The 18845-nt window shown below is 71.6% G+C and carries 19 protein-coding genes; 3 read left to right on the forward strand and 16 right to left on the reverse strand.

Annotated elements, in window-relative coordinates; all coding sequences use genetic code 11:
- Positions 1–175: 175 nt before the first annotated feature.
- Positions 176–859 carry an O-methyltransferase gene (locus tag GQ57_RS03685; protein ID WP_052001041.1) on the reverse strand — a complete coding sequence of 228 codons (684 nt, stop codon included), beginning with the start codon at positions 857–859 and terminating at the stop codon, positions 176–178.
- Positions 860–954: 95 nt separating this feature from the next.
- Between GQ57_RS03685 and GQ57_RS03690 the strand changes: the two genes are divergently transcribed.
- Entirely contained in the window at positions 955–1857 is a 903-nt protein-coding gene (locus GQ57_RS03690) for a helix-turn-helix domain-containing protein (protein ID WP_031398336.1), read from the forward strand.
- A 28-nt stretch (positions 1858–1885) separates the two neighbouring features.
- Here GQ57_RS03690 and GQ57_RS03695 read toward each other — a convergent pair whose 3' ends face one another.
- The 11 genes from GQ57_RS03695 to GQ57_RS03745 all read right to left on the reverse strand — a co-directional run bounded on the left by GQ57_RS03695 (position 1886) and on the right by GQ57_RS03745 (position 12523).
- Positions 1886–3178: a hypothetical protein gene (locus tag GQ57_RS03695; protein ID WP_034197105.1), complete on the reverse strand. Its 1293-nt coding sequence runs from the start codon at positions 3176–3178 to the stop codon at positions 1886–1888.
- A 65-nt stretch (positions 3179–3243) separates the two neighbouring features.
- Positions 3244–3858, reverse strand: coding sequence for a LysE family translocator (locus tag GQ57_RS03700; RefSeq protein WP_031398334.1), 615 nt, complete (start codon positions 3856–3858; stop codon positions 3244–3246).
- Between the two features lie 134 nt (positions 3859–3992).
- Positions 3993–4958 (reverse strand): AraC family transcriptional regulator, encoded by a 966-nt coding sequence (locus GQ57_RS03705; protein ID WP_031398333.1) that lies wholly within the window; start codon positions 4956–4958, stop codon positions 3993–3995.
- A 192-nt stretch (positions 4959–5150) separates the two neighbouring features.
- Complete coding sequence (locus GQ57_RS03710; RefSeq protein WP_034197106.1) at positions 5151–5642, reverse strand: DoxX family protein; 492 nt, start codon at positions 5640–5642, stop codon at positions 5151–5153.
- Positions 5639–6487, reverse strand: a complete 849-nt coding sequence (locus GQ57_RS03715; RefSeq protein WP_052001043.1) for an HvfC/BufC N-terminal domain-containing protein — start codon at positions 6485–6487, stop codon at positions 5639–5641. The genes GQ57_RS03710 and GQ57_RS03715 overlap by 4 nt, the downstream gene beginning before the upstream one ends.
- Before the next feature lie 16 nt (positions 6488–6503).
- Positions 6504–7481, reverse strand: coding sequence for a hypothetical protein (locus GQ57_RS03720; RefSeq protein ID WP_034197107.1), 978 nt, complete (start codon positions 7479–7481; stop codon positions 6504–6506).
- Positions 7482–7497: 16 nt separating this feature from the next.
- A complete protein-coding gene (gene bufB / locus GQ57_RS03725; protein ID WP_081896584.1) occupies positions 7498–8454 on the reverse strand; it encodes an MNIO family bufferin maturase in 957 nt (318 codons plus the stop codon).
- A 76-nt stretch (positions 8455–8530) separates the two neighbouring features.
- A complete protein-coding gene (locus GQ57_RS03730) occupies positions 8531–8863 on the reverse strand; it encodes a BufA1 family periplasmic bufferin-type metallophore (RefSeq protein ID WP_031398328.1) in 333 nt (110 codons plus the stop codon).
- Between the two features lie 290 nt (positions 8864–9153).
- Entirely contained in the window at positions 9154–10794 is a 1641-nt protein-coding gene (gene groL / locus GQ57_RS03735) for a chaperonin GroEL (RefSeq protein ID WP_031398327.1), read from the reverse strand.
- A gap of 12 nt (positions 10795–10806) precedes the next feature.
- Complete coding sequence (locus tag GQ57_RS03740; protein WP_031398326.1) at positions 10807–11097, reverse strand: co-chaperone GroES; 291 nt, start codon at positions 11095–11097, stop codon at positions 10807–10809.
- A gap of 142 nt (positions 11098–11239) precedes the next feature.
- The gene (locus GQ57_RS03745) at positions 11240–12523 is read right to left on the reverse strand and encodes a lipase family protein (protein ID WP_034197203.1); all 1284 of its coding nucleotides are present in this window, start codon (positions 12521–12523) and stop codon (positions 11240–11242) included.
- Positions 12524–12887: 364 nt separating this feature from the next.
- Between GQ57_RS03745 and GQ57_RS03750 the strand changes: the two genes are divergently transcribed.
- Positions 12888–13568: a class II aldolase/adducin family protein gene (locus tag GQ57_RS03750; RefSeq protein WP_034197108.1), complete on the forward strand. Its 681-nt coding sequence runs from the start codon at positions 12888–12890 to the stop codon at positions 13566–13568.
- A gap of 120 nt (positions 13569–13688) precedes the next feature.
- Entirely contained in the window at positions 13689–14807 is a 1119-nt protein-coding gene (locus GQ57_RS03755; RefSeq protein ID WP_034197109.1) for a sigma-54 interaction domain-containing protein, read from the forward strand.
- Here the strand turns inward: GQ57_RS03755 and GQ57_RS03760 are convergent.
- Genes GQ57_RS03760 through GQ57_RS03775 form a run of 4 tightly spaced genes read right to left on the reverse strand, consistent with a single transcriptional unit; the run spans position 14798 to position 18632 of the window.
- Positions 14798–15586, reverse strand: a complete 789-nt coding sequence (locus GQ57_RS03760) for an ABC transporter permease (protein WP_031398322.1) — start codon at positions 15584–15586, stop codon at positions 14798–14800. The genes GQ57_RS03755 and GQ57_RS03760 overlap by 10 nt on opposite strands.
- A 16-nt stretch (positions 15587–15602) precedes the next feature.
- Positions 15603–16418 carry an ABC transporter permease gene (locus GQ57_RS03765; RefSeq protein WP_034197110.1) on the reverse strand — a complete coding sequence of 272 codons (816 nt, stop codon included), beginning with the start codon at positions 16416–16418 and terminating at the stop codon, positions 15603–15605.
- Positions 16418–17524, reverse strand: a complete 1107-nt coding sequence (locus tag GQ57_RS03770; RefSeq protein WP_052001045.1) for a PhnD/SsuA/transferrin family substrate-binding protein — start codon at positions 17522–17524, stop codon at positions 16418–16420. Before GQ57_RS03770 ends, GQ57_RS03765 begins: the two co-directional genes overlap by 1 nt.
- Before the next feature lie 31 nt (positions 17525–17555).
- Entirely contained in the window at positions 17556–18632 is a 1077-nt protein-coding gene (locus GQ57_RS03775) for an ABC transporter substrate-binding protein (RefSeq protein ID WP_034197111.1), read from the reverse strand.
- Between the last annotated feature and the right edge of the window lie 213 nt (positions 18633–18845).

The raw sequence follows: 18845 nt of genomic DNA on the forward strand, positions 1-18845 counted from the left end.
CCTGCCTGTCAGGCAGAAAAGCAACTCGGAGGGCGAGGACTTCGGATGCGCATGGTGCGTGCTCGTTGGTGGATGGCGAACCTATTCTAGTGAACGCACGCGCGGGCGCAAGTAAAAAGGTCGTAAAGTCGCGGGCGGCGGGCGGCGCGTGCCCGGCCGCCCGCGCGCGCGGACGTCAGCCGCGCAGCAACAGCGTGCACGGATGCAGCGCGCCGAGCGCCTGCGTCAGCAGGTCTGCCGACCGGTAGCCGTTGCGCGGTTCGCGCACGTGGTCGAGGAACGCGCGGGCGCCGGCCATGCCGGTGTTGTCGGCAACGACCGGCGCGCCCGTGGCGAGATCCGGCTCCAGCAGTTGCAGCACCGGCAGGTACGCGGATTTCTCGCCGTCGAGCAGCACGAACCCGAGCGGCCCGCCGAGCGGCCGGCGCAGCGTGTGCTCGGCGAGCCCGGTGCGGATTTCCACGAGATCGTCGAGCCCCGCTTCGCACAGGTTGCGGTGCGCGCCGTCGGCTTTTTCCGCGTTCATTTCAGTCGTGACGAGCCGGCCGCCGCCGTTCGCGCGCAGCGCGGCGGCGATCCAGATCGTGGAGATGCCGAACGACGTGCCGAACTCGACCGCCATGCGGGCCCGCGTGGTTCGCACGAGCAGATGGAGCAGCATGCCGAAATCGGGCGTGACGGGCAGGTAGGCGTCTTTCATCGCGTCGTAGAACCCGGGGGCGCCCTCGTCGAGGCCGCGCGCGAGGGCGGCTTGCCGGGCCGGCGGGTCCGCGCGCAACGTCGCGGCATAGAGGCGGTGAAGCGTGGCGTCGATTCGCGTATCGCCGATAAAATGGCGGGGCAGGTTGTCGGTAGGCATCGTCGGGTCCTGTGTGAATGGGATGCGGCGATGGTCGCGCGTCGCGCGCGCGGCGGATTGTAAATAGGTGACACGCCGGTTCGGCACGGATACTCATGCAGATGAAACGAGAGCGGCAACGGAACGCGGTGAGCTATCACCTGCTTTGCGACGGCCTGACGCTGCGCGCCGGCGGCGGGACGGCGCTGTTCGCGCACGCGGTCGCGCGGACGGTGTCCGGGCTCGTCACGCACGCGCATTACGCGGGCGCCGCGCAACGCGCGGACGGCGTGCTGTCGGCCGCGGCATTCAGGCGGCAACTGGGCGTGGCGATCTCGGTCGACGCCAATCCGGTAGCCGCACTGTTTCCGCCGTCGTTGTGCGCGGCGGATTTCGAGGCGCGCTGGAACGCGCTGGACCAGGCGTCGGCGTTCGGGGTGCGGACCGCGCTCGAACGCTTCGGCGCCGGCGACGGCGCGGTGCGCCGGGTTGCCGGTGCGGGCGGTCGCGAGGCGGCCTGCCGGGCCGAACGGATGCATCAGCTGCTCGACCTGCTGTCGAGCCGGCGTCCGGCGGCGGGCGTCGACGACGCGCGCGCGATCCTCGCGCTGTGCGCCGATCTCGGGGCCGGCGGGGGCGCCACCCGCGACGTGCTCGAGCGGCTGCACGACGATCCGGGCGCGAGCGTCGACGCGTGCGCGGCGGCGGCCGGCGTGTCGCTGCGCACGCTGCAGCGGCAACTCGGCCGCGACGGCGTGCGGTTCGCCGCGCTGAAGCAGGCGGTGCGGATTTCGCTGGCCGGATACCGGATGCGCAACCGCGACGAGTCGCTGACCGATACCGCGATGCATGCGGGCTTCTACGACGCGGCGCACATGATTCACGCGTGGCAGCAGGCGTGCGGGATCCGCCCGGCCGTCTATCGTTCGATCGCGCGGCTGCCCGCGTCCGGTAGCCGGCCGGCCGGCGATGCCCGCGCGGCGGCAGGCGATGCAGGAGGCGCGTGCGGGCCGCGTTGAAAGATCGTCGGGTCGTGCGCGGCGTGCGTCACGTGCATTGCCACAGATGCGCACTGGTGCGGCACGGCGCGCACCAGAACGTGTAGTTCGCGCCGCCGCTGCCCCACAGCCATTCGCCGCCGTCGACCTGCGGAAGATTCGAATCGATCTGCATCACGAAGCGCATCCCGCGGCCGCAATCCGGGCAATCGGGATACCACGCGGACTGCACCCACGACGGCGGGCCGCCCACGCGGCTCAGGTTCTGGCGATCGTTCGAGTCGCCCCAGTCCTGCCAGGCCCAGCGCGACGCGGCGGCAAAGAGGCCGACGTCCGATTCCACGAATGCGGCGGCCGGGTAGCCGGGCCGGAGCGCGGTGTCGCGTTGCCCGGACGGGTGGGCGCACGCGTGTCCGGCTTCGTCGTGCCGGTAGAACAGCGGGCCGTCGCTCTCCCAGCCGAGACACGACAGGCAGGTGGCGAACGACACGGGCGTCGTGCTGTCGATGCCGGCGTCGGCCGGGCGCGGCAGCGTCAGCAGCCGGTGCAGCGGTTCATGGCACAGGCCGCATCGATGCGTCGACACGCCGCCGAAGCGCGCGCCCGACCGGTGCGCGTCACCGGCCTGCCAGGTCGCATGATGCGCGTGAAGCTCGCGCTTCCACTTCGGCATGTCGCGGAGCGCCGGCGCGCGCAGCGTTCTTCCGAAATCGATGTGCAGCGGCGAATCGCCGTGCAGTGCGCGCAATGCGCCGTCTTCGTACGTGTAGCCCGCGGCCATGAGCCCGTTCGCGCGCCGTGCCGGATCGTCCGCGAACAGCCGGGTCGCCGCGTCGAGCACGGCCTCGGGGCGGCGCGAATGGAGCAGCGCGAGCGCCCGGTCGCGCGCCGCATCGTCAAGGGGCGACGCGGCCGCCAGCCGGTCGCGCCACGCGTCGACGGTCGCCGGGTCGAGCGCCCGCCATGCGTTTTCCGCGAGCGACAGGCCCGGCGAGCGCCGGGTGCGGACCGTGTCGAGCAGCGTGTCCCAAGCCCCGGAAAACACCTGCGGAGCGTGCAGCGCGACGCTCGACAGCACGTTCGCGAGCCGCTCGTTCCATGCGCCGTCGCGCACGCGCCGCCACGCTTCGGCGGCCACCTGCGCAAAGGCGGCGTCGTCGGCCAGATCGAGCGCGGCATCGAGAAACGTCGCATGCGGCAACACGCGATCGAGCGACGCGATCACGAGGCCGGCGAGTGCGCCCGGCTCGTCGCGTCGCAGCGCGAGCATCTGCGACATCGGATCGTTGCCGCTCCAGCGGAGGCGTTCGTAATCGTCCAGGATGGTTTGCGCGGTCGGCATGGCAGGCGAGCGGAGACGGTTCGAGGAAGCGGCGCCCCGCATGAGCGAAGCACCGGGCGCGCGTATCAGCGGCCGGCCAGCATCCGCCCGCCGATGCCCGTCAGCAGCAGGCCGGCCGCCGTGTCGAGCACGGCCTTGCGCCGCACCAGCAACCGGCGCACCGACGGATGCGACGCGAGCAGCGCCATCGTGCAATACCAGGCGGCCGAGATCGCGACCGACAGCGCGACGACCGCGAGATCGAGCCATGCCGGCGCATCGGCCGGCACCATCAGCGCGAAGATGCTGCCGTAGAAGGCGACGGATTTCGGGTTCGTCATGCTCACGACGTAGCCCTTTTTCGCGGCGCGCCAGTCGGACGCCGCGGCGGGCGCGGCGGCGGGCAGCGGCTGGCGTGCGGTCGCGATCATCTTCAGGCCGAGCCAGATCAGGTACGCGGCGCCCGCGAGCCGCAGCGCGGTGTGGACCCACGCGACGTGGGTCACGAGCAGGCCCAGCCCGGCGATCGCGATCGCCGCCCAGGTGCCGGACGCGGCCGCGAGGCCAAGCCCCGTCATCACGCCCGCGCGGCGCGACACGACGGCGGTCGACGTGACGATCACGAAGTTCGGGCCGGGGCTCGCGACGCTCAGCAACAGGACGCCGGCGAGCGGCAGCAGGGTGTTCAGGGTGGTCGACATGGGCGGGCGGGGCGGTGGGCGAGCGTTCATCTTACCGGAGCGAGGTGCGGCGGAGCCGGCCGGCGGCCGGGCGCGCGCCGTCGCCGGGCGTCCCGCGCCGCGCACGCCAGGCGGCGTTCACGCGGGGCAAACCTTTACGTCGCGCACCGGATGCCGCCGCCGGCCTTGCGCGCCGCGCGCCGCCGGCCGTAGTCCCGCGCGAACGCGGCCGGCGTGCAGCCGACGTGACGGTGAAAGCGCCGCGTGAAGTGGCTCTGGTCGGCGAAGCCCGTCATCAGCGCGACGTCCGCGAGCGGCAGGTCGGTCTCGACGATCAGCGATTGCGCGCGGCGAATCCGGCAGCGCTCGACGAAGCTGCCGGCCGTCATGCCGGTGCTGCGCTTGAACAGCCGCGTGAAGTGGAAGCGGCTCACGTTGGCGATGCCCGCGAGTTCGTCGAGCCCGATCGGGCGGTCGAGGTTGTCCTCGATGTACTCCGTGAGCCGCGCGATGTCCTTCTTGCCGAGCGGCGGCGCGTCGGCCGGCACGACCGGCTCGAACGCGTTGTAGCTGCGCAGCAGGTGCGCGGCGAGCGCGGCCGACAGCTGATCGGCGATCAGCGCCTGCGCGGGATGCGGCGCGCGGCCGAGTTCCGCGACGAGCACCTGCGCGATGTGCTCGATCACCACATCGCGCGTCGAGAACACGTTGAGCAGCTCGATGGAAGCCGTGCCGCGCCGCCCGAGCTGTTCGCCCGCCGCGGCGATCAGCGCGGTGGGGATGCGCAAGCGCGCGGTGGCCGACGCGTGGCCTTCCCACAGCGAGTCGTAGCCGGCCGGCATCAGCATCGACACGCCGGCGGAAATGAGGCTTTCGTGCACGACGCCGTCGCGCCCCTGGACGAGCCGCGCGCTGCCGTACGGGCAGTAGCAGATCACGTGGTGGTCGAGCGGCGGATAGCGCTCGGAGACGTCGGGCAGCGGGTCGTACATGTCGACCGTGACGCCGGCCCAGCCGCGCTCGCGCGTGGTCGCGAACGGGCGGTGCGACAGTACGTTGACGATCTCGTCGATCGACACCCGGGGCGCCTGCTCCGGGTGCGGGTAATGCGTGTCGGCCATCGTTGCCCCCATTCACGATGTGCGTCGGATGCGTTGCAGCCGGCGGGCCGGCTGCGCGCATCGATGGTAGCACCGACGTGCGGGCGATGCCGGGGGGCGAAAGCGGATCATGCCCCGATTCGGCCGCGCGGCGGGCGGCCGATGGCCGGCGGGGCGCGCTTGCGGCAGGGCGTGTGGGGGCGCCGGCACCCGCTAGCGCGCGGTGCGCCGGTCGACCAGGCGGTCGAGCGACAGCGGCCCCGGGCCGAGCGCGAGGATCGCGACGGCGAGCGACGCCCAGTACAGGTGGAAGTTCGCCCAGCCGTCGGGAAACACGAGCTGGATCACGCCGGTCATCGCCAGCAGCCCGAGCGCCGCGAAGCGGGTGGCGAGCCCCGCGACGAGCAGCGCCGGCAGCACGATTTCCGCGACGGCGACCACGAACGCGAGCGCATCGGGCGCGGGCAGGCCGATCGCCGCGCCGAACACGTGCAGCTTGAACTGGTTCTCGAACAGGTAGAGCGTGCCGCCGGAAATCGACAGGAAGCCGTCCCAGCGGGTCAGCCCCGAGCGGAAGAACGGCAGCGCCAGCGCGACGCGCAGCAGCGGCGGCGCGACGAGGCCGGCGGCCGCTGCGAGGCCGCCGATGCAGCGGCGCAGCACGCGTTCGAGCTGGCCGGCGTGCGGGGGAACGATCGCGCTCATGGATGCCTCACGGTGCAGGGGGGAACGGGGGCGTCGGCCGGCGGCCCGCCGACGACGGCGCCCGCGTCGAACAGCATGGCCAGCGCGCCGGCCGGATCGAAGCCGGGCGCGTCGGCCAGCGCGGCGTCGAGCGCGCCGACGATGCGCGCGCCGGCCGCGAGCGCGGCGATGAACGCCGCCGCGCCGGGCGGCAGCCTGCGCACCTCGACGTCGGCGGCCGGCCGCACGACGAGCGCGTCCTCGCCGCCCGCGTCGAGATCGACGGGCGCCGGCTCGCCGCTGTCGATGTTCATCCGCCAGATGCGGACGACCGGAAAGCGCGAGCGGACGATCCGCACGGACGGATGCAGGCCCAGGACGAGCGACGGCAGCCGCTCGGGCGCGATGCCGGCGAACGCGGCGGCCGCGAGCGGCGCCGCGTCGGCCGCGTGATACGCGACGGCCCACGCGTGCTCCAGCCGCGCGACGTCGCCCAGGTACGGCAGCGACGCGGCGGGCTCGAACGAGTCGACGAACGCGCCGAAGCCGTCGCCGTAGTGGAGCATGACCGGCGAGCGCGGCGGGTGACGCGCCGCATACGCGCGCGCCATCGCCGCGAAGAACGCGTCGCCGACGATCCGGCAGGTCGCGGGAAAGGCGGCCTTCAGCGCGTCGGCGAGGCCGGCGATCACGTTGTTGCGGTACACGGCGAAGCGGCGGAGGTCGGGCAGGCCGTCCGGCCCGACCAGCCCGGGCGGGACCGCGCGATCGGCGTCGAGCAGCGCCGCGGCGAAGGCCGACTGGCGCCCGCCGAAGTCCGGCGCCGGACGCGCGCCGTGTGCGGGCAAGGAAGTGGGGGCTCGCATGGCGGGCGTCGGCACGTTATGCCCGTTGCGGCCGCTGCAGCACGTTGGTCCAGAGCCGCCGCAGGCTGTCGACGCCGCCCGCGGTCGAACTCCACAGCGTCGTGTCGCCGACCAGCAGCGTGCCCGCGAACGCGTCCGCGCGCGATTGCAGCAGCGCGTCGAACGTGTCGTGCGCGAGCGCGAACGGATGCGGCGGCGCGGCCGGGTCGATCGTCTGGCGCGCCAGCACGTCGAGCTTGCCGAGTGCGTCGCCGTGCCGTTCGAGATGCGGCAGGTGCGCATGCAGGTTGAACGTCGCGACGCCGTCGAGCAGGCGCAGCCGGTCGAGCGCGAGGTCGGCGTCGATCGGCGCGGGCGCGCCGTCCGGCCCGGCCGCCGGTCGCAGCCCGAAGCGGTTCAGCACCGGTACGCCGAGACCGGCCAGCAGCGCGCGCGCGAAGCCGCCGAAGCGCTGCTGCGGCGGGATCGTCCGGTCGCCGTGGTGCAGGAAATCCGCGAGCTGGTGGTCGAGCCAGCGCTCGGGCGGCAGGCCCGACACGTCGCCGATGTCGTGATGCGGGCACACGAACGCGACGTGGTCGGGTCGCGACAGGAAGCAGCGCAGCGCGTCCACCTCGGCGAGGCTGGCGATCTGCGCGGTGCGCAGCGAATCGAAGCTGATGACGATCAGCGTGTCGACGTCCCGCAGCAGGTCGGCGTCGAGCGCGGCGAGGCGGCCGTCGTCCGCGACGCGCTCGACCTGCACGACCGGCGCGCCGGTCAGCGCGCCGGCCAGCTCGACGAACGCGGTGAAGTTGTGCTTCATGATGTGATCGAGAAACCCCGCGACGCTCTGGTCGAACTGCTCGGGATCGGCCAGCTCCGCGAAGCGCGGATAGCTCATCCGGCGGCTTTCGAACAGCGTCGGGAACCGGTTCTCGATGACGCCGAGCGGCGCGCCGGTTTCGCCGGGACGGCTCCAGGCGTAGTACACGAGGACTTTGCGTGACGGCATCGCGGATCTCCGCAGGTTAGAGGGGGGCGCGCCCAGGCGACGGGCGCGACGGGGCAGCAGGGGAGGCAGGCGCGGCTGGCGTGGCGGATGCGGCGGGCGTTGCCGCATGCGCGCGCCCGCGCTGCCGCATGACCCGCTCCGCGCGCGCCGCCTGCGCGTGCAGCGTCGCCCAGTCGGGCACCTGCGCATCCCATTCGATCAGCGTCGGCACCGGGCCGATCCGGTCGATCGCATCAGCGTAGAGCGCCCACACGGATTCGTCGACCGCGCGATCGTGCGTGTCGATCAGCAGCGGGCGGCCGCGCGCGTCGGCCTCGCGCGCATGGCCGGCGAGATGGATCTGCCTGACCTGCGCGAGCGGATACGCGTCGAGATACGCGACCGGGTCCCATCGCTGGTTGATCGACGACACGAACACGTTGTTGACGTCGAGCAGCAGCGCGCAGCCGGTGCGCCGCACGATCTCCGCGATGAAGTCCGGCTCCGCGTAGCTGCTTTCGGCGAACGCGAGATAGGTCGACGGGTTTTCCAGCAGCATCTGCAGGCCGAGCGTGTCCTGCACCTCGTCGATGTGCGCGACGACGCGGCGCAGCGTCGGCGTCGTGTAGGGCAGCGGCAGCAGGTCGTTGAGGAAGCCGGCGTCGTGGCTCGACCATGCGAGATGCTCGGAGAACAGCGCCGGCGCGTAGCGCGCGATCAGCGCCTTCAGGCGCCGCAGGTGCGCGGTGTCGAGCGCGCGCGCGCCGCCGATCGACAGGCCGACGCCGTGCAGCGTCAGCGGGTAGCGTTCGCGCACCGCGCCCAGGTAGCGGTGCGGCGGGCCGCCGTCGCCCATGTAGTTTTCGGCGTGCACTTCGAAGAAGCCGACGTCCGGCCGCATGTCGACGATCGTCCGGTAATGCCCGGCTTTCAGGCTGACGCCGGCGCGGCCGTGCAGCGCGCTCGCGGCGCGGGAGGCGGAGGGTTCGGACACGATCACGGCAGGGCTCCGGAACAGGTCGGCGGGCGCGGCACGGCCGGGGCGCGGAGCCCCGGCCGCACGGTGCGGATCAGGCCTTCGGCGACAGGCTGCCGGGGCCGTTCGGCGTGGACATGGCCGTGCAGGTGCCCTTCGGCACGAGCTTGAACGCGTTGCCCTGATAGTCGGTGGTGCTGGTGCCCGCGCAGGTGGTGCCCGCGCCGGCATAGCAGTCGTTCTGCCCTTTCAGGGCGGTACCGAAGCAGGGCTCGACCTTGCCGGACTTGACGAGCACGGTGTGCTCCGCCTGAATCTTCTTCTGCGCGTCGGTGAACTGCTGCGCGCCGGCCGGCACTGCGGCGAGCGCGCCGAGCGCGGCGGCGAAGGCGCTGACGACGAGCGCCGATGACGATCGTTGGGACATACGGATTCCTCCAGCGAGTTGGGTTGCGTGCGATGTCGACGACGGCAATCGGAACGCGTCGGCGGCAATGAAGGAGGCACATCCTTCGCACGGCGCCGTGGGTGACCGGCACTGCGTGGCCGCGATCGAAAAGTAACGGATCGGCCGGAGCGGGGATTGAACGATGTTGCGCTTTTTGGTTTGCGATTGCGGACTTTGCGGCGGCGAAAAAAAACGCGTGACGACCGGAGTCGTCACGCGTCGTGCGTGCGTGTGCGGCCGCGCGGGCGAACCCGCGCGGCCGCGGTGCGTCAGAAGTCGAAGCCCGGCCCGCCCGCGCCCGGGCCGCCCGGCGCGGCAGCCGGCGCCGCGTCCTTCGGCGCTTCGAACACAGTCGCGTCGGTCGTCAGCAGCAGCCCCGCGACCGATGCCGCGTTCTGCAGCGCGGTGCGCGTGACCTTGGTCGGATCGAGCACGCCCGATTCGACGAGGTCGCCGTACTCGCCCGTCTGCGCGTTGTAGCCGAAGTTGCCGCTGCCTTCCGCCACCTTCGCGACGACCACGCTCGCTTCCTCGCCCGCGTTCGCGACGATCTGGCGCAGCGGTTCCTCGAGCGCGCGCAGCACGATCTTGATGCCCGCGTTCTGGTCGGCGTTCACGCCCTGCAGGTCGCGGATCGCCTGGCGCACGCGGATCAGCGCGACGCCGCCGCCCGGCACGATGCCTTCCTCGACGGCCGCGCGCGTGGCGTGCAGCGCATCGTCGACGCGATCCTTCTTCTCCTTCACCTCGATTTCCGTTGCGCCGCCGACCTTGATCACCGCCACGCCGCCCGCGAGCTTCGCGACGCGTTCCTGCAGTTTTTCACGGTCGTAGTCCGACGTCGCCTCGTCGATCTGCACGCGGATCTGCTTCACGCGCGCCTCGATGTTCTTCGCATCGCCGGCGCCGTCGATCACCGTCGTGTTTTCCTTGCCGACCTCGATGCGCTTGGCCTGGCCCAGCTCGGCGAGCGTCGCCTTCTCGAGCGTCAGGCCCGTTTCCTCGGCGATCACCTGCCCGCCGGTGAGGATCGCGATGTCCTCGAGCAGCGCCTTGCGGCGGTCGCCGAAGCCCGGCGCCTTGACCGCGACCGTCTTCAGGATGCCGCGGATGTTGTTCACGACCAGCGTCGCGAGCGCTTCGCCCTCGACGTCTTCCGCGATGATCAGCAGCGGCCGGCCCGACTTCGCGACCTGTTCGAGCACCGGCAGCAGGTCGCGGATGTTCGAGATCTTCTTGTCGTGCAGCAGGATGTACGGATTCTCGATCTCGGCGATCTGCTTGTCGGGATTGTTGATGAAGTACGGCGACAGGTAGCCGCGATCGAACTGCAGCCCCTCGACGACGTCGAGTTCGTCCGCGAGCGACTTGCCGTCCTCGACGGTGATCACGCCTTCCTTGCCGACGCGGTCGATCGCCTCGGCGATGCGCTGGCCGATCGATTCCTCGCCGTTCGCGGAGATCGTCGCGACCTGCGCGATTTCCTTGCTGGTGGTGGTCGGCCGGCTGATCTTCTTCAGTTCCTCGACGGCCGATGCGACGGCCTTGTCGATGCCGCGCTTCAGGTCGAGCGGGTTGAGCCCGGCCGCGACGTATTTCTGGCCTTCGCGGACGATCGCCTGCGCGAGCACGGTGGCCGTCGTGGTGCCGTCGCCGGCCGCGTCGCTGGTGCGCGACGCGACTTCCTTCACGAGCTGCGCGCCGATGTTCTGCAGCTTGTCCGCGAGTTCGATTTCCTTCGCGACCGACACGCCGTCCTTCGTGACGACGGGCGCGCCGAAGCTGCGTTCGAGCACGACGTTGCGGCCCTTCGGCCCGAGCGTGACCTTCACCGCGTTCGCGAGAATGTTCACGCCTTCGGTCAGCCTGGCGCGTGCGACGTCGCTGAAAATGATTTCCTTCGCTGCCATGATTGCACTCCGTTATTGGTTGACGACCGCGACGATGTCTTCCTCGCGCAGTACCAGAAACTCGTTGCCGTCCAGCTTGACGGCCTGGCCCGCGTACTTGCCGAACAGCACGCGTTCGCCGACCTGCAGGTCGGGCACGATGCGCTGGCCGTCCGCATCCTTGCGGCCGGGGCCGACGGCGATCACTTCGCCCTGGTCGGGCTTTTCTGCCGCGCTGTCGGGGATCACGATGCCCGACGCGGTGGTGGTTTCCTGGTCGAGTCGCTTCACGATCACGCGGTCGTGCAAGGGGCGTAGGCTCATAGGTTGGTCCTGTGCGGTTCTGTCGAAATGGGCTGGCACTCTTTAACAGAGAGTGCTGACGAGTATAAAAATGCGCGGCGCCGCGATCCAATAACGGATTCGGAAATGCATTCGCGCCGTCGTGCAAAGCGCCGGGCGCCCGCTATTGCGCCGTCGCCTGCTGCGGGGCCGGCGTGCAGACCGGCCGGATCGTCTCGCCGGCGAGCACGCGCTTCACGAACGGAATCGAATCGGCGAGCGACGCGTTCACGGTGCCGTTGTGCTCGCGGCCCGCATACAGGTGCGCCTCGACCGTCGTGCCCGCCGCGCACGCGTCCTTCGCGAGCGCGAGTTCGAGCGGCGCGAGCCCGTCGTCCGCGCCCGCGCCGATGAAGACGGGCGTGGCGAGCTTCAGTGTCGGGTAGGTCAGGTACGCGTCCCACCACGCCTTCAGCCGCGCGTCGCCGCCGGGCTTCACGGTGTTCGCGTGCGTGAGGTGTGCGAGCGCCGCGTCGTCCTCGAGCGACGCGAGGCAACTGATGCGCGCCTGTTCGAGCAGCGGCAGCGCCCGGTCGGTCAGCACCTCGTCCGCGCGCAACGCAGGGTCGATCTGCTGCGCGGACAGCACCGAGTAGAACTGGTACGCGAGCGTCGGATCGACGCGGTCGGGATCGCGCCGGTAGGCCGTCTCGAACTTCGGCAGCGACGCGAGCGTGGCGGGCGACGCGTTGTAGATCGTCCCGGTGGCGACGGTCGCGCGGATCGCGAGTTCGGGGGCATAGACGGGCGCGTAGCCGGCCGCCGCGACCACCGCCGAGCCGCCTTGCGACTGGCCGACGAGCACGACCTCGTTCGCGAGGCCCGGCACGCCGCCGAGCACCGCGCGCACGCTGTCGAGCAACGTGTAGCTGTTCGAACGATTGTTGAGCTGCGGATTCGGGCCGGGCGTGCCGAGCCCCTGGTAGTCGGTCGCGACGACCGCGAACCCTTGCTGAAGCCACGCGTTCAGGTAGCGCACGTCGCGATACGAGCGGCCGAACCACGACGGCGCGCAGATGTCGGCCATGCCGAACGTGCCGTGCGCCCAGGCGACGATCGGCCAGCCGCCCGCCGGCGGCGTGCCGCGCGGCACGAACAGCGCGCCCGATACGGCGATCGGCGTGCGGCCGCCGACCCCGTCGGTCGATGCATACAGGATGCGCAACTGCCGGCCGGCGCTCGCGAGCCCGAGCGTCGCCGGCAGCGGCTCGGAACGCAGCAGTACGCCGGGCGTCGCCGGCACGTCGCGGTCCCACGTATAGAACGCGGACACGCGGCCGTCGCCCTGCAGCGGGTCGGGCGCCGGGACGCGGCCGGGCGCGGCCGCGTGCGAGGGCAGGGACGATACGGCGAGCGCGGCGGCCAGCAGCGTGCGCGCGGCACGGCCGCGCAGGGGGAGAAGCGTCATGGTCGGATGGAAGTCGATGAGATCGGATCGGATGCGCGGGACAACGCGCGCGCCGACCAAGACGCAAGTTTCGAACCAGCGCGCGCGATGCGCGTCGCGGCGGGCGATCGGGTCGCGCGGCGCGTGTCGCATGCATGCGCCGGCTGCGTGCCGCGCAGCAATCCGGGGCGGCCGGTTGTTGCTCCCGCAACAAGGGCGAGGCCGCCGGTTGCGCGCCGGGCATCCCGCGTCGCGCGGATGCGCCGCCGCACGGACGCCCGATGCCCGCGTGCGCGGCTGGCACGATTGCTGCTGATCCGGTTGCCGTGCGTCGCCGCGTCGCGACGCGAGCCACTCCGTCCACCCGATCAAGGAAACCGTCCTCATGCCAGTCACCCAAGCCATCGACAGCGCCGAACTCGCGGCATTCGCCGAACGCGCCACGCGCGAATTCACGCAGGCCGCGCGCGTGCTGAAGGACACGCGCACGCTGTCCGCGACCAACACGTTTCAGGCGTTCGAGCGCGTGCCGGGCGCCGAGCTCGTGGTCGCGCTGTCCGCGCCGAGCCCGTGGGCCGCGTCGCAGGAGATCCAGCCGGTCGTCGTGACGTTCGACGGCGACGTGCTGCACGGCGACGCGCGCGCGGGCGGCAACGGGCCGCGCTACGCGGACGTGTTCCGCGAGGCGCCGGAAGTCGGCGTCGTGATTCACGTACACGGCCCGTACCTCGGCGCGTGGGCGAGCGCGCATCGCCCGCTGCCGATCCGCTACGCGCCCGCCGCGCGCTACACGCGGGCGCGCGAGATTCCGGTGTACGTCGATCGCCGCCCCGGCGAGCCGCGCTTCATCGTCGACACGATCCGCCGCGATCCCGAGGTGCCGGCGATCATCGAGGCGAACGGCGGCGCGACGTTCTGGGGCCGCTCGATCCTCGACGTGTCGAAGTACATCCTGATCCTCGAGGAAGCCGCGTATTTCCAGGCGCTGGCGGAGCCCCTCGGCGGCGCGCTCGAATTCGGGCCGGGCGCGCTCGAACAGCAGTGGAAGATGACCGGCCTCGCATGACGCCGCGCGGCGGCCGGCGCAATCCGGCCGCCGTCATACCGATAGCTCGATGAATTGGTTCGTGGCCGGCGCGCGCCTTGCTATCGTCGAACCTTCCCCGTTCAACACGCCGGTCGTGCCATGGCCATCTTCAGCTTGCCGGACCCGACTTCGCATGCGATCACGATCCGTGCGAAGGCGCTGACGTTCGACGATCCCAAATCGCGGGTGCTGCTCGAGCGCATCCAGCTCGTCGCGCCAAGCGACGCGACCGTGCTCGTCACCGGCGAGAGCGGCACCGGCAAGGAGCTGATCGCGCGCCTCGTGCATTCGTTGAGCGAGCGCGGCGACGGCCCGTTCGTCGCGGTCAACTGCGGCGCATTCTCCGAGACGCTGATCGAGAGCGAGCTGTTCGGCCACGAGCGCGGCGCGTTTACCGGCGCGATCAACAGCCAGCCCGGCTGGTTCGAATCCGCGAATCGCGGCACGCTGTTTCTCGACGAGGTCGGCGACCTGCCGCTGTCCGCGCAGGTCAAGCTGCTGCGCGTGCTGCAGGAGCGCGAGGTCACGCCGGTCGGCTCGCGCAAGACCGTGAAGATCGACGTGCGGCTCGTCGCGGCGACCAACGTGAATCTCGAAGCCGCGGTGCGCGCGGGCAATTTCCGCGAGGACCTCTACTACCGGCTCAACGTCGTGAAGCTGAGCCTGCTGCCGCTGCGCGAACGGCCCGGCGACATCGCGCCGCTGATCGAGCATTTCGTCGACACCTACGCGAAGCGCCTGAGGGTCGCCGCGCCGGCGCTGACGGACGCCGCGCGGGCGCGGCTGCATGCGCATGCGTGGCCGGGCAACATCCGCGAGCTCGAGAACGTGATCCACCATGCGGTGCTGATCTGCGCCGGCGGCGCGATCGACGTGGGCGACCTGCAGTTCTCCGCGCTGTCGCTCGCGCCCGACACGAACGACGCGCGCGGCGCCGCGGCCGCGCCGCCGCGCCGCGCGCGCGACGTGGCGGAAGCGACCGACGCGCTGCGCCATGCGGTCGTCGAACTGCTGGATCTCGGCACGCCGTCGCTCTGGCAGCACATCGAGGACACCGTGTACCGCAGCGTGTTCGACTACAGCGAACACAACCAGCTGCGCATGTCGCGCCTGCTCGACCAGTCGCGCAACATCGTGCGCGCGCGCCTCGCGCAGCTCGGCATCCTGAAGCCGCGCGACGCGGGCGACGCCGACGCGCGACTGCGCCGTCAGGCGTGATCGCGCCAGCGCAGCGCGCGCCGGGCAAGCCGCTCGCATAGCGCGCTCATGCCGACGGCGAGCGCCGTCACCCCCAGCACGCACACCAGCAGCACGTCGGCGCGCGCGCCGGCCTGCGCGTTCTGCATCAGGCTGCCGACGCCGGCCCCCGCGTTGAACAGCAGCTCGCTGCTGGTCGCGGTGATCCACGCGAACGGCACGGCCTGCAACACGCCGGCGAACAGGTCGGGCAGCGCGCCCGGAATCAGCACGTCGCGCCACAGGCCGACACGCGTCAGGCGATACGACTGCGCCAGCTCGACGTAGCGCGGATCGACCCGGCGCAGCCCGTCGAAGCTCGCGGTGGTCATCGGATAGAACGCGGCGAGCGCGATGATGAACACCTTCGCGAATTCCCCTGTGCCGGCCCACAGGCTCAGCAACGGGATCAGCCCGAGCAGCGGCACGTAGCGCAGCGCCTGGAACGCCGGTTCGCCGAGCTTGCGCGCGAGCGTCGAGCGCGCCATCGCCGCGCCGGACACGAGCCCGAGCGCGACGCCGATGGCGAGCCCGAGCGTCGTGCGGCGCAGGCTCGCGCCAAGATCGGTGGCGAGTTCGCCGCTGCGCGCGAGTTCGACCAGCGCGGCGCCCACCTGCTGCAACGGCACGAACGCGTATTGATGGGCCGCGTCGCCGGACGACGCGTACTGCCACGCGGCGACCAGCAGCGCCGGCACGACGAGGCCGCGCGCGCGGCGGCGCAGCGCGGGGAACGGGAAGCGGGGTGTCGCGAGGGGCATGTCGAAACCTGTGCGTTCAATGCGCGGGCGTCTGCCAGCGCAGGGCGTAGCGTTGCACGCGCGCGATCGACCGGTCGAGCGCGAAGCCGACCAGCCCGATCACCGCGACGTCGATTAGCACGACGTCGAGCCGCAGCATCTGCCGCGCCAGTTCCATCATCTGGCCGATCCCGCTGTCGGCGCCGAGCAATTCGACCGCGACCAGCGCGAGCCACGCGCGCGCGAGCGCGATCCGCACGCCGGTCAGCAGCGGCGGCAACGCGGCCGGCAGCAGCACGTCGCGCAGCAGCGCGAAGCGGCCGAGCCCGTAGTGGCGCGCCATCTCGACGAGGTCGCGCGGCGCGTCGCGCACGCCGGTGTACGCGGCCAGCGCGACCGGGAAGAACACGGCCTTGCCGACGACGACGAGCTTCAGCGGCTCGTCGATGCCGATCAGCAGGATCAGCAGCGGAATCAGCGTGAGCGTGGGCACTTGCCGCAGCAGGTCGAACGTCGGCCGCAGATAGTCGGAGAACAGCCGGCTGCGCGCGAGCAGGACGCCGAACGCGGCGCCGCCGGTCGCGCCGATCGCGAAGCCGAGGGCCAGCCGGTGCAGCGTGATCAGCAGGTTGTCGCGCAGTTCGCCGGTCTCGATCAGCGTGCGCAGCGTCGTCGCAAGCCGCCCGGGCGGCACGACGAGCTGCGGCGGGAACCAGCGCTGCGCGCTCGCGAGCCACCACAGCGAGAGGACGGCGACGGGCGTGGCCCACCACAGCGCGTGCCCGCCGAGCCGTGCGACGGCGGGCACGCGGCATGCAAGCGCGCCGCTCGACGCGAAGGCGTGCCGCGGCATCAGCGGCTCGCGACGCGCGCCGCGTCGGCGCGCCAGTAGCCGTCGAGGCCGAGCTGTTTGAGCGCGGTCGACACGAAGGCCGGCGCGAGCAGTGCGTTCACGTCGACCGGCGTGGAGGTCAGGCCGGCCTGGCGGCTGTACGCGATGACGTCGCGGTAGTGGCCGGTCAGCGCGGGCGTGAAGAGCGGCGTCCACTGCTCCTTCCACGGCGTCGCCTCGTCCGCGTATTCGCGGCGCACGACGCTTTCCGGCTGGCCGGACGCGCTCAGGATCTTCACGTACGCGTCGCGGTTCTGCGGCTGCGAGATCCAGTGCGCGGCGCGCACGTAGGCCGTCGCGACGAGCTGCGTGATGTCGGGGTAGCGCCGCACGAAATCGTCGGACGCCCACAGTTCCGCGCGTATCTTCCAGTCGTCGGGCGCGCGCTTGGTCGACCAGATGATCTTGCCGACGTTCCTGTCGACGAGCGAATACGCGTCGGACAGCGTGAAGAAGCCGTCGACGCGGCCGGCCGCGACGGCCGCGGCGCCGGCCTGCGGGTCGAGGTTGTAGATCCTGAAATCCGACAGCTTCAGCCCGTTCTCGGCGAGCAGCTTGCTGAAGGTGACTTCCCACGGCCGGCCGCGATTGAGCGCGATGCGCTTGCCCTTGAGATCGACGATCGATTTCGCGCTCGAGCCGGCCGGCACGACCAGGTACGTGTTGCTGCCCACGCCGCCCGGCACGATCAGTCGCGTGCGCGTGCCCGATGCGTTGACGACGACCGACGGCAGGTCGCCGTAGCCGGCGAAGTCGATGCTGCCGTTCGTGAACGCCTCGTTGACGAGCGTGCCGACCGCCGCGGTCGAGACGGGCACCCATTGCAGCTGCACGTGCCGCGCGGCGAGCGCCTTCTCGAGCGACTTGTCGGCGTCGATGAGCGCGGACGCGCCCGCGTACTGGGTCTTGCCGCCGCTCGAATACGCGACGACGGCGATCCGCACGACCTTGGGCGCGTCTTGCGCATGCGCGGCGGGCGTGGCGAGCGATGCCGCGGCGAGCGGCAGTGCGGCGAGCAGCGCGCGCAGCGGGCGGCGCAGCGAGGCGAGGGAGAACGTGTGTTTCATGATGGTCCGGAGCAGGGGGCGGAAAAGGGGCTCACGCGCGCTTTTGCAGCGACGGCCGCAGCACGTCGGCGAGCGGGCGCGGGTCGATCCAGTCGGCGACGTCGAAGTCGGCTTCCAGAAAGCCCTGGTCGTGCAGGAAGGTCTTGAAATCGGCGAGCGCGGCGACCGATTCGTCGTCGAGGTTGACGCCGAGGTGGCGGTGCAGCTGGTTGCCGTACGCCGCGCGGACCCAGTCGATCGACGATGCGGTTTCGCCGGCCACGTAGTGCGCGGTTTCGTCGGGATGCGCGCCGGCCCACTCGCCGGCGGCGACCACGAGCTTCAGGAAACCGGCGACGATGTCCGGATGGTTCGCGAGCACGTCCGCGTTGACCGTCAGCGGGCGCGGCGTGCCGTTGTTGTTGCGGATCGCGCGCTCCGGATGAAAGCCGATGTCGATCACGACGTGCGCGCCGATCAGCTGGGCGATCTCGAGGCCGGTCGAGCCTTTCACGTAGATCGCGTCGACCTCGCCGCGCAGCAGCGCGCCGGCCTCGGCCGCGTACAGCGCACGGCTCGAAAAACCGTGCGGCGACGCGAACAGGTCCGCCGCGCGCGCCGGCCCGACGGACTGCAGCGTGCGGGCGCGCACGTCGACGAGTTCGACGTCGCGCGCGCCCAGCCCGTCGAGGCTCAGCGCGTTGAGGAAGCCGCGCAGCGCCGATGCGCGAAAGATGTCGATGCGGTCGTCGGGGCGGCTCGGGATCGCGAGGCGGCGCCCGCGCAACGCCTTCACGGAACGGATGCCCGACTCGGGCCGCGCGAGGATCAACTGCGATTCGTCGACCCACGACAGCCCGATCACGCGCGTGTTCGCGCCGTTCGAGCGCGCCCACATCGCGGGGATGCTGCCGCCCTGCCGAAACGACTGCGTCAGCGTGTGGTCGCTGATCGACGACACATCGTGCCGCGTGGCGCCGCGCGGCGAGCGGATCGCGACGCCGTCGGCGGACGTCTCGCCGTTGAGCCAGCCGAGATGCACGGCGATGCCGAGCGGGGTCGGCACGGGCGAGCGGGCGTACCAGAACGTCTGCTGCTTGTCCGATGACGAATCGGGCCTGTCTGTCATGGGTGATTTCCTGTCTGCATGAGCATGGTCGAAGTGCGGTCGCGCACGGCGTCGCTGGCGCGGGCCGCTCAACGTCGCAAGTTCCGGGCCAGTGGCAGGGCGCCGCGCGGCCGCACGCGGCGCGGGGCCCGCGCGCGCGGCACGGCGCCGGTGGCGGTGCGCGGCCTGTTGCGCCAGCAACAGTCGCGCCGCCTGCTGTTGCGCGCGCAGCAC

The organism is Burkholderia sp. MSh2, assembly GCF_000731655.1.
Lineage (GTDB): Bacteria > Pseudomonadota > Gammaproteobacteria > Burkholderiales > Burkholderiaceae > Burkholderia > Burkholderia paludis.